The organism is Citrobacter sp. H12-3-2, from assembly GCF_009649895.1.
Taxonomy (GTDB): domain Bacteria; phylum Pseudomonadota; class Gammaproteobacteria; order Enterobacterales; family Enterobacteriaceae; genus Citrobacter; species Citrobacter portucalensis.
The window spans coordinates 3816476-3831239 of sequence record NZ_CP045837.1 but is presented as its reverse complement, the minus strand read 5'-3'; the positions used below and the strand labels follow the sequence as shown (position 1 = coordinate 3831239).

Sequence of the window (14764 nt, the reverse complement as noted above, 5' to 3'; positions counted from 1 at the left end):
TCTACTTAAAACAGGTTAGACTAGAGGTTCGAAATGTGTATTTTTGGATGTTTTCGCTAATTGAAAACCATTCTAAAATATGTTATGTGAATTTTTTAAAAGTAACCCTCGATAATTTCACTGTGTTTCACAACGCAGGGGAGAACAATCTTTGTGGCTATACTGATAATAAAAGTTCTGTCATTAGTCATTATTTAAGACAGAATATACGATCGATAATAACGATCAATATAGATCTTTTGATAGATTTTATCGATAGGTTTGGTAGATCATAAATACCATGAAAGATCGATGAAAGCTATTAAAGTGTTATCTTTTAATGGTATTTATTTCATAAATGTTAATTAAGTGCTTTGTTTATTAAAATTTAACCTACGGAGGCATCTTTCTAAGGGAATCATTCTGTTATTGTCAGGAAAGTGAGTTTCCCCACCTTCCCACAACACACTCAATTGTTAATCATTAACGAGGCTGCTGCTGTGTCGCGCAGTGAATACCGCCGCCACCGGCAGCGATACCGTCGATATTCAACTGAATAATTTCACGATCGGCAAACAGCTCCTGCAAAATAGCATGGGTATTACGATCGGTGCGCTTATCGCCAAATTGCGGTGCAATGATGGCATCATTACACAGATAAAAATTGATATACCCCGCGGCGAAATCATCGCTCGCATAAGTCTGGCGGATGGTAGAAGGTCCTTCCAGCGTGACTACCTCCAACCGTCGGCCTTTGGCATCCGTGGCGGCCCGTAATATGTCCAGATGACGTCGAGTGATCGCGTAATCAAAGGATGACGGATCCTGCTCAAGACCCGCCACCACCGTACCCGGATGCGTGAATCGGGCGTAAAAATCTGTATGGCCGTCGGTAATATCCTTGCCGGTAATACCCGGCAACCAGATGATTTTCTCCAGACCTAGCAGTCGCTTTAGTTCTTCTTCGCATTCGGCTTTGCTGACGCCAGGATTACGGTTGGAGTTAAGCACGCAGCTCTCGGTGATGATTGCTGTACCTTCACCATCTACCTCAATACCGCCACCTTCCAGAGTCAGCACCGAGCGGATAAACTCAGCATGAACGTAATCAGTAACAAATTCAGCCACATCGGCATCTCGTTCGTGCTCTTGCTTATTGCCCCAGCCGTTGAAATTAAATCCCACTCCGCCGAGCGCGCCGCTAGCGCTTTTCACAAATACCGGCCCGGTGTCGCGGATCCACAGATCGTCTATTGGGTGAACCAGAAGATTGACTGACGGCCCGCACAGACGCGCGGCGAGCTCGCTGTCTTCTTCGCGTACTAACATATTCACGGGTTCAAATGCGGCGATGGTTTTGGCAACTAACGCCAGGTTTTCCTGCACCACCGGTAGCAGATGAGGCTCCCAGATCTCCGCACTGGCACCAAACGCCATCCAGGTTGCCGCATGCGGTGCGCCTTCATCAGGCATTTGCCAGCGGCGGTTCTCTGTCGCGCGGGCAAATTGGCTAAAGCTGAAGCCCGTCATACCAGCGAGTAGCATACTCGTTGAAGTCACCAGGCCTTGTCTGACGAATGAACGTCTTGTCATCATAGGATTAACCTTTGCGTAATTTTACCTGATATCAGGTGAATAAAATAATAATAGATAATAAATATTCTGCGTATTTTAAATATTGAATAATAAATAAAGTGATCGCGGGTAAATTTCACGCGAAATATAGCACAGGAGATATACGTTGCAATCTCTTAGTTTTATATAATGAGTGAAACTGGCGACTATTAAAATTTCTCAACTATATATTTATATATAATTTATATTTATCAGCATGAACATATGGCACGCTGTTAGCTCTGAGCCCCGTCTGACGGGCCTTGCCGTGGATTGTGATCTGGCCGATTGTTCTGTTGTATTTATTAATGACATGAACCGTGTGGACTATAGTAAAGATGGCCGTTATTTCTCATCATTAATAACCGTGAGTGGGGGATGTGAATGAAGAAGATACTGATGCTGGTCGGAGATTATGTCGAAGATTATGAAACGATGGTGCCTTTTCAGGCTTTGCAAATGCTTGGGCATCGTGTGGATGCCGTCTGTCCGGATAAAAGTCAGGGTGACTACGTTCAAACCGCCATTCACGATTTTGATGGGGCGCAGACATACAGTGAAAAGCCGGGGCATCGTTTTACGTTAAATGCGAATTTTGCCGAGGCGCGGGCCGCCGATTACGACGCACTGTTGATCCCCGGCGGGCGTGCTCCGGAATATCTTCGACTGAATCCGGATGTCATTAAGCTGGTGCAAGATTTCAACACTGCCGGTAAGCCTATCGCCGCAGTTTGTCATGGGCCCCAACTGTTAGCGGCGGCGGGGGTGTTAGAAAACCGGACCTGTAGCGCTTATCCGGCCTGTGCGCCCGAGGTTCGTCTGAGCGGTGGACATTATGCCGATATTGGCATTGATCAGGCCCACGTTGATGGCAATCTGGTGACGGCACCAGCATGGCCCGCGCATCCGCAATGGTTAGCTAAATTTGTTGAAGTATTAATGAAGTAAGCGATGATGCGATGAAAAAGTCGGTATAACCTGCCAGGCTATACCGACTGCATTTATTACCTCTGCATGAGTGCGAACACGCCCCACCCGATATATTCCCGGGTGAATGCAACGTGGCGGACTGGTGAACTTCTCAGTTGCTCTCTGACTTCGGCGGCAAACTCATCGTCCGGATTTGCCTCCAGCCACCGGCGCATTGTCAACCATTTTGCCGCCTCGTATCTGTCCCAACCTTCCTGGTCAGCCAGTACCATTTCCACCACGTCATAACCGAGCAGGTCGAAAGACGAAACGAGTTCTGGCAGAGAAAGAAAATCGGCTACTGAAGCCGCGCCGCAAGCCATAGCGATCTCCTCCGTTGCGGGCATCTGACGCCAGTACGGTTCGCCGATGAGCAGGATCCCGCCTGGTTTGAGACTTTGTTCCAGCTGTTTGATCGTTCCGGCAACGCCGCCGGCAATCCAGGTTGCACCAACGCAGGCGGCAATATCGAATTTTTCTTCGGCGATATAACCTGTTGCATCGGCATGAATAAAACGCACGTGCTCAGTGACGCCCAATTCACTTGCCCGCAGGGTGGCTTGCTCACTGAATAACTGGCTCATATCGATACCAACGCCGGAAATTCCATGATCGCGTGCCCAGGTGCACAACATCTCGCCCGAGCCGCTGCCGAGATCCAGGATGCGGGTTCCTGGGGGCATCCGTAAAACCTGACCTAACGTCGCATATTTTTGCGCGGTGAACGGATTATGAATGCGATGTGCGCTTTCGCTGATCGTAAAAATCTTCGGGATATCCATCTCTCTCTCCTTAGCGATTATCCAGTTGGGCGCGAACGTTGTTCAGCCCGGTGGTATTGATGCGGTAGGGCTGACCATTAACGGATTTGATCAGCTTTTTCGTTCTGAGTTTTTTGAATACGTCGAGCGTGCAGTCGCAGAGCAGTAACCCTTCGCGGCTATAGCATTCGACGGAAATGACGCGACCAGACGCATCGCGGACGTGAGCAATACGGCCACCTTTGGCGAGAACGTGTAAGGTACGTTGTTCCTGACGGGATAAATTCATACTGGAAAACCTGTTTAATCATCATGTGCAAAACGTGCAAACACACAGCGGTGTCCGCATTCGATTTCGGCGCATTGATAACCAGTCCGGCCTGAAAAGGTCGGTAAGCTGATTATCTGATGATTACATTCTCCAGCATCAAAGCCTCGGGTTGAGTTGATAGGTATTTACCTGCTGAATCATACCAGCCTGGGCGAGTAGGGGAATCGTTCTGTCGGGAAAATGTGATCTATGACGAAAAATTGCGTTTAGCTTATTTTATAATTTTTTAACTCTCGTTAGCTGAGCAGTGTATGGATATATTAAATTTATTGAATATTCAGACATCATCAGTAGCGGCATTGTCCGTAATGATGTGTTGTGAGTCCCACTTGCGTCATACTATAGATTAGTGATATTTAATTTTTCCCTATCCTAATTTTGTTTTATTTGATAAACATGTCTTTATTATAAAAAGGATTTTTAATGGTGTTTACTTTTAATTCTTTTTAGGAATTTTCTTAACGTCGTGAAGTGTGTATACTCAATCCAGCAAGAAGCTCTTCTGTTATCATCAAAACTATAAAAATGTCCTTAACACCCGTATTACCTCTGCCCTGAATCTCTTCTCAGGGGAGAGGTTTTTTTTGCCTGTGTATAATTTTGATAATCGTCATATATAGATAATTTAATATTATTGTTCTTGTTGTTTTGCATTAGTGATGACGACAGGTTTTGTTCTGTGAACCATACGGTAATGTTGAAATAGTATCGCTATGAATCTATTTCATGGTGAATAGTATGATTTCATCTTTATTTATATGGGTATTATATAGTTTTTCTTATAACTATCTGTTTTTAAGCGTTATGTTAATTTTCGCTTTTGAAGTAATTGTGATTTTGTTCACGGATTTTAGTGCGTTAAGTGGCTATTTGTAGAGAGGTGCAAACGGTTGCATGTTGCTGTTACAGCATTTGTTCATTAAAAAAATATAGCGATGGTATGTCTTGTGTCGGTATCGGGGGCAAGAATCTAAATGATTTTTATTATCCCTTAGACATACGAATTCAGTTTATGACTTCTGTTAGCTTAACACCATGGAAAATGTAGTAAAAACAGACAGGGAATATGATTTTATCAATCAAAAGGAGTTTTTAATCACTGGTATAATTACTGGCCTTTTTTATCTTCCTTTATATAAATCGTTGTCGTAACACCCATAAAATCAGCGTTCTGGGATGAGCGCTGATTTTATTTTGTTCTCAGATTATTCAACCCACGCTGTATGCAGGTCTTCTCTTGCAGTACCTCGTAAATGATACATTAAAGGATCTCCTGGAATGGATATTGTTGAACGCTTTATTAACTACACGAAAATCAATACCACGACCTCAAGGGAAAATGGTGCTAATGGGATAATGCCTTCTTCACCTGGTCAAATGGAACTGGCAAAACTACTTGCAGTAGAACTTGAAGCATTAGGAATGGAAAACATTGAGGTCAGGGATACTGCTATTGTGACCGCGACCTTACCTGGAAATACCGATGACACCATCCCTGTCGTTTCCTTTTTTGGTCATCTGGATACCAGCGCAGAACAGACCGCGGACACAAATGCGCAACGTCTTCACTACAGCGGTGGGGATTTGTGTCTGAACAAGGAGCTGAATATTTATCTGCGTGAAAGTGAATTTCCGGAACTGAAAAATTATATCGGTGATGACCTGCTGGTGACGGATGGTACCAGTCTGCTAGGGGCTGATGATAAAGCCGCCATCGCCGCGATTATGAATGCCCTGGAGTACCTTGTAGCGCATCCGGAGATTAAGCATGGGCCGGTGAAGGTCGGTTTTGTTCCTGATGAAGAGCAGGGATTACGGGGAGCAAAAGCGTTTGATGTTGCGGCGTTTGGCGCTGATTTTGGCTATACCCTGGACTGCTGCGGCATTGGAGAGTTTGTCTATGAGAACTGGAACGCGGGTGATGCGGAAATCATCTTTACCGGCCAGTCCGCGCACCCTATGTCGGCCAAAGGTAAGCTGAAGAACTCTCTGCTGATGGCGCATAAGTTTATTGCGATGCTGCCCGGTGGAGAGGCGCCTGAGTATACGGAAGGACGCGAAGGGTATTACTGGGTAAAACAGCTTCAGGGCAACAGCGCCCGTACGGTACTTAAGCTGGATATCCGGGATTTTACCGAAGAAGGGTATAAGGCGCGTATGGCATATATCCGCCAGCTTGCCGTCAGCACCTGCGCGCTGTGGGGAGAAAACAGCGTGGTCTGTCATTTAACCGATCGCTATGCCAATGTGTTCAATAGCTTGCAGGGCGATGCACACTACCCGATTGATATTGCGTTACGCGCGTATCAGAAGTGTGGCATTACCCCGCAACCTGTCGCCATGCGTGGTGGGTATGATGGCGCAGTGCTATCGCAGAAAGGACTGCCTTGCCCGAATATTTTTACCGGTGCTCATAACTTTCATTCAATTTATGAATATCTACCGGTGCGTTCACTGCGAGCCGCCAGCGATGTGGTGGTAGCGGTCATTGAGGAAACCTTTGCTGAGTTCGCGCAGAGGAGAGCTCAGTCATGATTCAGGTGTTAATTGCCCTACTGGTTATCGTGGTGGTCGCGCGTCTGATACTGAAAGGTTATCGCGCTGAACCCGTGCTGTTCATTGCGGGCCTGGTGTTGATGATTTGTACGGCGTTAACCGGATGGGGTTCTGTATTACCGAAGGGCGTTGCCAGTACGGGGATTTCATTTCTCGATCCTTTCGAGGTGATGCGCGATCTCTTTAGTACGCGTGCTGCCGATCTCGGCCTGATGATTATGGCGCTCATGGGATTTGCGCATTACATGGATCATATCGGGGCAAATGAAGCGGTTGTGCGGGTCGTGACGAAGCCTTTGCGCGCGCTGCGTTCGCCCTATGTGCTTCTATTTTTCTCCTATCTGCTCGCCAGCCTCCTGCAGTTGGCCATCCCATCCGCTACCGGGCTTGCCGTGTTGCTGATGGGGACGATGTTCCCCATTATGCTGGGGTTAGGGCTTTCTGCGGCCTCGGCTGCTGGGGTTATTGCCACCTCGCTTGGTGTGGCGTATACCCCGACGGCCATCGATGCTATCAGGGGATCTAAAGCGGTCAATATGGATGTGGTGGAATACGTTGTTTACCACCAGGGACCCGCAGCGCTGGCAACCGTGCTGGTCGTCGGCGTCTGCCATTTCTTCTGGCAGCGGCATTGCGACCGTAAAGCGGGGACGCTTCCACGGGAAATCGGTAGCGCTGAGGTGACTGATTCAGGAAAAGCCCCGGCTTTTTATGCGCTGCTCCCGATGCTTCCGATATTGATGGCGGTGGGATCATCGGAAATGTTCGTCAGTGGTATTAACCTGAATATTATCACCATTGTGCTCATTTCAATGGCTGTCTGCATGTTGATTGAGTGGCTGCGGGTGCGTGATTTAAAGTCAGTATGCGAAGGATTCAGCCATTTCCTTAAAGGCATGGGCACCGCCTTTACCGGGGTGGTTGGGCTACTGGTTGCGGCAGGTGTTTTTGCTCACGGGATTAAAGTTATTGGTGCCATTGATCAATTAATCCTGATGGCGGAGCACGTGGGATTACCTCCATTTGCTATGGCGGTGGTGTTTGCGCTGGTGACGCTGGCGGCAGCAATTATTATGGGATCGGGTAATGCGCCATTCCTTGCTTTCGTTGAGCTGATCCCGCAAATCGCGGCAAGTATGGGCGCTAACGCTGTTGCCATGATCCTGCCGATGCAACAGGCATCACATATGGGGCGGGCAATTTCACCGGTTTCCGGCGTGGTGATTGCCGTTTCCAGTGGGGCGAAAATAACGCCATTTGATGTGGTTAAACGTACCGCCGTACCGTTGATTGTGGGCTTTGTAACGCATACCCTGATCATCGGTATTTTCTATTAACTTCGTCTGTAATAAGCAAACTTCCGGCATTGCTGAATGCCCGGTAGTTTGCTTTTTCTGTTTACAGGTCTCATCACAAAAGGTGATATTGATTACTGGTGATTATTATTAACCTTTATCTTTATCGCATTATTCTTATTAGTTATTGTTGAGCCACCCCGGATTAATGATTAATAAGTATGATGTATTATATTTGCACGTTTATTACATAGAGATAAGTTAATCTGGATCATATTTTGGCGATTTTAGTTGTAGTAATTTTTTAATAGAGTAATACAAGAATGACGTGGAATAACAATGATAATTTATTTGGGCAGGTTTAAGTGGTAAGGGATTCTGGAAGAGTTAGTACGTTACGACATCATTATCAGGATGATCTGGAAGCCTTTACCTGGAGTGCGTTAGTCGCAATTGGTATTGCAATAAAGGATCATAAAATCTACTCTAAAATGTCAGAGCATCTATTCATTATGCATTGGCTGGCTATTGCCAAAAAAAGAAAGATATTTTCGAAGAGCATTGTCAGTGAGCTTCAGTGGTTAATTGATGAGGGGAAGAAAAAAAGCCTCAATGCACAACTTAAATTTAAAATAGAATATTTGTACGCCACATCGAGTGGTGATGTGACAATGCAAAACGACTATTTTAAATTTACTCACACGATTGAAGTGTTGAGAAATAATGGATGGGAGAGCTTTCTGCTCACTCCGGAGAAGTGGCAAGGCCTTCATGAAAGTATTAAGGTCAGAAAAGGTGACTTTATTTTTATGGATGACACCCGGCTTCAGGAGTGCTTTGGCGTGCAGGGCGAGATAGTCAAACCTTTCTGTATTCGAGTGTACGGCGATATTGAGTTTGCAAAGTTAACGTTCATCAAACATAACCTGCCGGTTGAATTTGTGAAACATATTTCGAATGAGTTTTATTACTTCAATTTTCTTTCTGATAAGTAATGCTTAACTGATATGGGGGACAAATTTCTGTTTGTTCAAAGAGTGTATTGATCTACCTGTGAAGTTATCGGATATATACCACGCGCAAAGGACAGCGAATGTTTACTCGAAAGTTAGTGATTACAACCGAATGGATAAGGTTGTCGGATACGCCAGACAATGTATCCATTTCTTTTCGGGGCGTTCTTGAGATCGGTGAAAGCACGGTTGTGCCAGATGGCAACACACCTCTACTTCGCTTAGAAAATGAAATGGCACCTGTCGCCGTTGATGCATTGTCATGGGTGAGGGTGCCAGTTGAACGCCAGGAAAATGTTATCGTCTATATTTTCTGACTCCTGGTTTATAAATCCATTAATAATGTTAATGTCGATTTGTTCTTATTTTATTCCTCCCGGTGCAAGATGAGATGTCTGGCTGAACAATCTGTCGGGGATCACATCGCGGGTGAGAGCATTTGTAGCGCGTGTACATTATAAATAATGCCAAACACCGCCACCGCGAGCAGAAACAGGGAGGAGATAAAAACGCTGCGTCTGGCAAACCGCTCTGGCATCCAGCGTTTGAAAACCATGATGTAAAAAGACAGCACCGTAACATCAAAAATAACCCATACCAGCGTTAGCGTCACAATGCTGGTGGTGAAATCTTGCGTAATGGCAATGAACTGGGGAAAAAACGCTACGAAAAACAAAATGTCCTTTGGGTTAGCGACCCCTGTCAGAAATCCATGGATAAGCCCGCTGTTATCGCGTTTTGGCGCGCACAGTCCGGGGTTTGAGTCCCTGGCCCGCAGGCCGTTAATCGCCATCACACCGATATACAACGATCCCACAAGACCCAGTACGCCAAGCCATATCGCAGAGATTGAAACCACGCCAGCTAGCATCAGTGCAGCCAGAGCAATCAATACTAAAGAAGCGCCGTTAGTGCCAATCAGCGTGATAAAGGCCCGGCGATAGCCGTGCTGCGACGCGGTGGTGGTAATCAGCGCCACGACAGGACCCGGAGTTAACAGCAGGGTTACTACGCTGAGGCTATAGGTAGCCAGTAAAGTGAAATTCATACCTGATTATCCTGATGATATTTTCCATCAGTATTCCGCCTGCGTGGCGCATTGAAAAACGAATAAAACTGCGCTCTACTGTGAGTAAAACTCAACATAGAAGCTGAGAATGACGCTACCTCCGTTGTATGCCCTGAGGGCTTTTGAAGCCGCAGCCCGTCTGGGATCGTTCAGTAAAGCTGCTATTCAACTTAACGTGACGCCGGGCGCGGTAAGCCGTCATATTCGCACGCTGGAGGCATGGTTTGGTTGTGAGCTATTTGTCCGCAGCGGCCCGCGTATCGAGATAACGCCTTCTGGCCAAGGGTTGGCGCAGCAGTTGACGGCTGGGTTTCAGAGTCTGGAACATGCGTGTCATGCCTTTCGCAGCAGCAGTCATGAGCTACGGCTGAAAGCGCCGTCTACGTTGACGATGCGCTGGCTTCTGGACGTGCTGCGTCATTTCCGTGAAGCGCATCCGACCCCGGTTGTCGAAATTTCCAGCGTCTGGATGGATACCGATTCGGTATCCTTCGGTCGTGAACCGTATGACTGTGCGATCCTGTTAGGGAATGGCCATTTTGGTGACGATACCGACAGCCGGTTGCTGTTTCAGGAGTGGCTTATCCCGGTGTGCTCACCCGCACTGCTGGTGCAGGCGCAGCGCGATCTTTCTGCCTGTGAACTGATTCATCCCTCAGCGGATCGCCGTGACTGGCGTCGGTGGCTGCAACGCACCGGGAAGTTTACGGCGTTGAATCTTGCGCGAGGCAAAGTGTTCGACACCCTGGAGCAGGGCAGTCTTGCCGCGATGAGCGGTCATGGCGTGTCCGTTGCCGACCTGCTGTTAAGCCTGGCGGCCATTCAGGCAGGGATGTTGGCGTTACCGTTTAAAGATGCGGTGGCGACTGGCGAGGGGTATTACCTTGTCTGGCCAAAGGCTTCAATACGGCTTAGAAATATTGAGCTGCTGTATCGCTGGTTAAAAGAGGCTGCGCCGTGTGTCTCCTCGGCAGATCTAAACTGGCTGGATTAAGCTGTTTATTCTGCTAATCATAATATTGATAATGGTTCTCATTATTATTGTCGTATTGCGCAGGTAATGGTAATGTTGCTTCAGTTATAAACCGTTAATCCCATTTCCTGTGCAGAAGACAGCATGAACAATACCACCGCCCTGAATGCCTCCGGACGCGTCGCTCGCACTTTCTCCGTCAGCGAGTTTATGGATTTTGGTGAGCGCTACGGGATCGATTACCGCTTTCCCCAGTTGGCACAAAGGCCGGATTTACCGTCTGGCAGCCCTGTTCTGCAAGGTGAAATTGAGGAGATGACTCTCCCATGTGGGATGTGCGTGACTCACTCCGACGTACAGGTATTGCAACCCTACGAAACCACCTCTCGTCACGACAGCCCTCTGTATATGCTGGTGGTACTGGAAGGCTGCGTGATCCTCTCGCTTAACGGCCAGGAACACGTGGTGCGCTCCGGCATGGCGTTTAGCTCACGCCTGAGTGAGCACCAGACGATGCGTGCCCGTCATCATGCTGATTGTAAACTGCGGACATTATCGCTCGGTTTGTATCCCGACGGCGCGTGTCGCACGGGGTTGCTCGAATCGTTGATGCGTGAGTGGGAAAGATGCCAGACGCCGACGCTTATCTGGCAGGTGCCGGGGTTTTTACTCAGTGGACTACTGTACGCACAGCAGAGTACGATTAGCCATATTTCTCGTCAGCTGATGCTGGAAGGGCTGATATTACAACTGTTTGGTCATGGCCTCAGCGTGTGTCAGGTCGAGAGCGGTAAACGTCTTGCGGCGAGCGGTGAGCAGCAGCGGCTGGAGGTCGTTCGCCGACTGCTGGAGCAGAGTCCCGAAAAAGACTACACCCTTAATGAACTGGCCCAACGCGCAGCGATGAGTCCCAGCAGCCTGCGCAGTAAGTTTCGCGCAGCCTATGGCTGTTCGGTATTCGACTACCTGCGCGATTGCCGTCTGGAACGTGCGCGCGGCTATCTACTGGAAGGATATAGCGTACAGCAGGCGGCCTGGATGTCGGGTTATCAGCACGCCACCAACTTTTCTACCGCTTTTCGCCGCCGTTACGGCTTTTCACCCGGTGATTTGCTCAAACTTTGCTAATCCATATTTGCGTTTTACGCACGTGATTTCCTGACAATTTGGCACTGCGCATAGGCAACCTGGCATCCGGCATAGCTATCTCCGCCAGCAAAAAGGTAATAATTCTCACTTACAATTAGACATGCCTTTGGAGATATTCATGTTCGCGAAGACTCGCTTGGCGCTGCTGGTGGGATGGGTTACCGGCAGCGTGGCTTTTCCTCTGCTGGCGCAGGAAACAACAAAAAACGATACGGTGGTTGTCACCTCGCAGATGCAGAGCGGGGCCACGAAGCTTGCCACGCCGGATATTGAAACGCCGCAGTCGGTATCGATCGTTACCCGTGAACAGTTTGAAGAGCAGGGCGCAACCAGCGTGCGCCAGGCCGTCAGCTATACGCCGGGTGTGTACAGCAATCAGATTGGCGCCTCCAACCGCTTTGACTACATCGTGCTACGTGGCTTTTCTGACGGTAGCCTGGATAACGTCTATCTCGATGGTCTGAAGATGATGGGCGACACCAACTCACACAGCTCGCTGGTGGTCGATCCGTGGTTCCTCGAAGATATCGAAGTCGTACGTGGCCCGGCTTCCGTACTGTATGGCCGTTCCTCCCCGGGTGGCATTGTGGCGCTGACCTCACGTAAGCCGTCGTTTGATGCGGGCGGTGAGGTGAAGCTGTTTGCCGGCAACAATAACCAGCGCGGCGCGGCGTTTGACGTCACCGGGGCACTGGATGATAACGATCGCGTGGCGGCGCGACTGAGCGGGATGACGCGTTACGCGGACTCGCAGTTTGGTCCATTGAAGGAAGAGCGTTACGCGCTGATGCCCAGCCTGACCTGGCGTATCACCGACCAGACGCGTCTGGATCTGATGGCCTATCTGCACCGCGACCCGGAAGGCGGTAGCCACTCCGGTCTGCCGTATGACGGCACCGTGGTTCCGCATTACGGGCAAAAGATCTCCAACACCTTTTACGAAGGCGAGGATGATTACGACAAATACGATCGCCGTGAAAACATGGCGGGCTACAACATTGAGCATATGTTTGATAGCGGTTGGTCGGTGCGGCAAAAGCTGCGCTATCTGCATACCGACGTTGAGCTGAATCAGGTGTATGCGGCGGGCTGGCTGAATGAAACCGAGCTTAATCGCGGTTACTCCGGCTCCGATGAAAAAATGTCGGCGATTACGCTGGATAACCAGCTTGACGGCAGCTTTGATACCTGGCAGGTAAACCACCGTCTGCTGGTGGGGATCGACTATCAGGATCGCAGCAACAATACTACCGGTTACTACGGCGCTTTCCCGCCGATTGACGCTTTTAATCCAGTGTACGGCGCGAAGCCTGATTACATCGACATGTATGCGCGTGAGAAACACAAGCTGCGCCAGACGGGTTACTATTTGCAGGATCAGATGTCATGGGATCGCTGGCGTATTACGCTCGGTGGTCGCTACGATCAGGTCAGCGTTTCTAACATTGATAAGATCAAGGATACTCGCAGCGATCTGGATAAAAACAACTTCAGTACCCGTGCCGCGCTGCTCTATTTATTCGATAACGGCTTTGCGCCGTACGTGAGTTATTCCACTGCCTTTACGCCAACCAGTTTTGCCGATGAGAACGGCAATCTGCTGGATCCGATGAAAGGCAAGCAGTGGGAAGCCGGGCTGAAATATGAGCCGGAAGGACTCAACAGCCAGTTCAGCGCATCGGTATTCCGTATTAATCAGACGAATATAGCCACCAAAGAAGAGCCGACCGATCCGTACCGCTCGATTGGGGAAATTGAATCTGAAGGGGTGGAGCTGGAGGCAATTAGCCAACTGACGGATAGCTTCCGTTTGCAGGCGGCGTATACCTATACCGACATTCGCTATAAGAAAAGCAGCCCGGAAGAGCAGGGCAAGCGAGCAGTGTACGCCCCGCGTAACCAGGCCAGTACCTGGCTGAGCTACGATGTGAAAAGTGGTCCGCTGGACGGCCTGACGTTGGGTTCAGGCGTGCGCTACGTTAACGGTATTACCAGCGATCGCCTGAATACTCACACCCTGCCGTCCTACACGCTGGTGGATATGATTATTGGTTACGACTTAACGAATATCGGCATTAAAGGGTTGAGCGCGCAGTTGAACGTTAACAACCTGACCGACAAGCGCTACGTTGCAGCCTGTAACTCGCTCTCATACTGCTACTTCGGCGCCGAGCGCAGCATTGTCGGCAGTGTGTCCTGGAAATTCTGATGTTTTAGCCGGATGCGGCGCTGGCGCCTTATCCGGCCTACAGCAGCGTGCAAATCGTAGGTCTGATAAGCGCAGCGCATCAGGCTTTGTGATTACGGCTATTGTGTAAAACCGTTCTGCATACAACCTGCGCGCTGGCGCCTTATCCGGCCTACGGCAGCGTGCAAATCGTAGGCCTGATAAGCGCAGCGCATCAGGCTTTGTGATTGCGGCTATTGTGTAAAACCGTTCTGCAGACAAATCTGCGCGCTGGTTTTCAGCGTAAAGGCGACTTTGTCTGGGTACTGGCTGTAATAGTTATGCTCTTCTTCCAGCCCTTTTGCCTGCGCCAGACGTACCGTTTCCAGCGAGCAGGTACGGTAGATCAGGTCTTTATTCATATTGGTCTGCTTCTCGCGCTGTTTATCTGCGGACAGCGCCAGCCAGCTTTCGGACAGTGAGTAATCGTAGACCACCCGATTTCCTTTCGCCTGCACGTTCTCAATGGTAATGAATTCGTCGATTTTCAGTCTTGGCTGCCCACGCATTTTTTTCTTATCTTCTGCGGCGGCATATTGGGCCAGCGCATGAATATCCATACTGGCTATTTTCTGTTTATAAGCATCTACATAAGCGGTAGGTTGCTGATAATGCTGAGCGTAAGCGTTTCTTAATTCCCCGTCATTCATCGTACAACCTGCCAGAAACAGAGGTAATAGCAGTGCCAGTTTTATTTTAGTCATGATGTTATCCCGTTCATTATTTTGATCCCAGTCGCCCATAACAAAATAGAAAAATTATTACAGATGATATTTAAGGTTGTATAAACGAGAGCGCGATGGCACAAGTTCAATTGTCTTAAAATGG

The 14764-nt window shown here is 48.7% G+C and carries 13 protein-coding genes; 8 read left to right on the top strand and 5 right to left on the bottom strand.

Going from position 1 to position 14764, the window contains the following annotated elements; all coding sequences use genetic code 11:
- Nucleotides 1–462: 462 nt before the first annotated feature.
- Entirely contained in the window at nucleotides 463–1575 is a 1113-nt protein-coding gene (locus tag GHC22_RS18330; protein ID WP_153753688.1) for an agmatine/peptidylarginine deiminase, read from the bottom strand.
- A gap of 402 nt (nucleotides 1576–1977) precedes the next feature.
- Here GHC22_RS18330 and GHC22_RS18325 point away from each other — a divergent pair, with 402 nt between their 5' ends.
- Nucleotides 1978–2541 (top strand): DJ-1/PfpI family protein, encoded by a 564-nt coding sequence (locus GHC22_RS18325; RefSeq protein ID WP_003830885.1) that lies wholly within the window; start codon nucleotides 1978–1980, stop codon nucleotides 2539–2541.
- A 56-nt stretch (nucleotides 2542–2597) separates the two neighbouring features.
- Here the strand turns inward: GHC22_RS18325 and GHC22_RS18320 are convergent, their stop codons facing one another.
- Together GHC22_RS18320 and GHC22_RS18315 are read right to left on the bottom strand one after the other, a co-directional pair.
- Nucleotides 2598–3344, bottom strand: coding sequence for a cyclopropane-fatty-acyl-phospholipid synthase family protein (locus tag GHC22_RS18320; RefSeq protein ID WP_008783845.1), 747 nt, complete (start codon nucleotides 3342–3344; stop codon nucleotides 2598–2600).
- A gap of 10 nt (nucleotides 3345–3354) precedes the next feature.
- On the bottom strand, nucleotides 3355–3612 hold the full coding sequence (locus GHC22_RS18315) for a YjhX family toxin (protein ID WP_008783846.1): 258 nt from the start codon (nucleotides 3610–3612) through the stop codon (nucleotides 3355–3357).
- A gap of 1320 nt (nucleotides 3613–4932) precedes the next feature.
- On the opposite strand from GHC22_RS18315, the gene pepT reads away from it, so the two are divergent.
- The 4 genes from pepT (at nucleotide 4933) to GHC22_RS18295 (ending at nucleotide 8835) form a co-directional block, all read left to right on the top strand.
- Nucleotides 4933–6189 carry a peptidase T gene (gene pepT, locus GHC22_RS18310; RefSeq protein WP_128612359.1) on the top strand — a complete coding sequence of 419 codons (1257 nt, stop codon included), beginning with the start codon at nucleotides 4933–4935 and terminating at the stop codon, nucleotides 6187–6189.
- The gene (dcuC, locus tag GHC22_RS18305; protein WP_003830889.1) at nucleotides 6186–7547 is read left to right on the top strand and encodes a C4-dicarboxylate transporter DcuC; all 1362 of its coding nucleotides are present in this window, start codon (nucleotides 6186–6188) and stop codon (nucleotides 7545–7547) included. Before pepT ends, dcuC begins: the two co-directional genes overlap by 4 nt.
- Before the next feature lie 323 nt (nucleotides 7548–7870).
- The gene (locus tag GHC22_RS18300) at nucleotides 7871–8500 is read left to right on the top strand and encodes a DUF2913 family protein (RefSeq protein ID WP_153753687.1); all 630 of its coding nucleotides are present in this window, start codon (nucleotides 7871–7873) and stop codon (nucleotides 8498–8500) included.
- Between the two features lie 98 nt (nucleotides 8501–8598).
- Nucleotides 8599–8835, top strand: a complete 237-nt coding sequence (locus tag GHC22_RS18295; RefSeq protein ID WP_020996594.1) for a hypothetical protein — start codon at nucleotides 8599–8601, stop codon at nucleotides 8833–8835.
- Nucleotides 8836–8936: 101 nt separating this feature from the next.
- Here the strand turns inward: GHC22_RS18295 and GHC22_RS18290 are convergent, their stop codons facing one another.
- The gene (locus GHC22_RS18290) at nucleotides 8937–9566 is read right to left on the bottom strand and encodes a LysE family translocator (protein WP_008783850.1); all 630 of its coding nucleotides are present in this window, start codon (nucleotides 9564–9566) and stop codon (nucleotides 8937–8939) included.
- Between the two features lie 109 nt (nucleotides 9567–9675).
- Between GHC22_RS18290 and GHC22_RS18285 the strand changes: the two genes are divergently transcribed.
- The 3 genes from GHC22_RS18285 (at nucleotide 9676) to foxA (ending at nucleotide 13918) form a co-directional block, all read left to right on the top strand.
- On the top strand, nucleotides 9676–10581 hold the full coding sequence (locus tag GHC22_RS18285) for a LysR substrate-binding domain-containing protein (RefSeq protein ID WP_153753686.1): 906 nt from the start codon (nucleotides 9676–9678) through the stop codon (nucleotides 10579–10581).
- Between the two features lie 123 nt (nucleotides 10582–10704).
- The gene (locus GHC22_RS18280; RefSeq protein WP_153753685.1) at nucleotides 10705–11688 is read left to right on the top strand and encodes a helix-turn-helix transcriptional regulator; all 984 of its coding nucleotides are present in this window, start codon (nucleotides 10705–10707) and stop codon (nucleotides 11686–11688) included.
- A gap of 121 nt (nucleotides 11689–11809) precedes the next feature.
- Complete coding sequence (foxA, locus tag GHC22_RS18275) at nucleotides 11810–13918, top strand: ferrioxamine B receptor FoxA (protein ID WP_153753684.1); 2109 nt, start codon at nucleotides 11810–11812, stop codon at nucleotides 13916–13918.
- Between the two features lie 212 nt (nucleotides 13919–14130).
- Here foxA and GHC22_RS18270 read toward each other — a convergent pair whose 3' ends face one another.
- A complete protein-coding gene (locus tag GHC22_RS18270; RefSeq protein ID WP_228553201.1) occupies nucleotides 14131–14640 on the bottom strand; it encodes a hypothetical protein in 510 nt (169 codons plus the stop codon).
- Nucleotides 14641–14764: the final 124 nt, after the last annotated feature.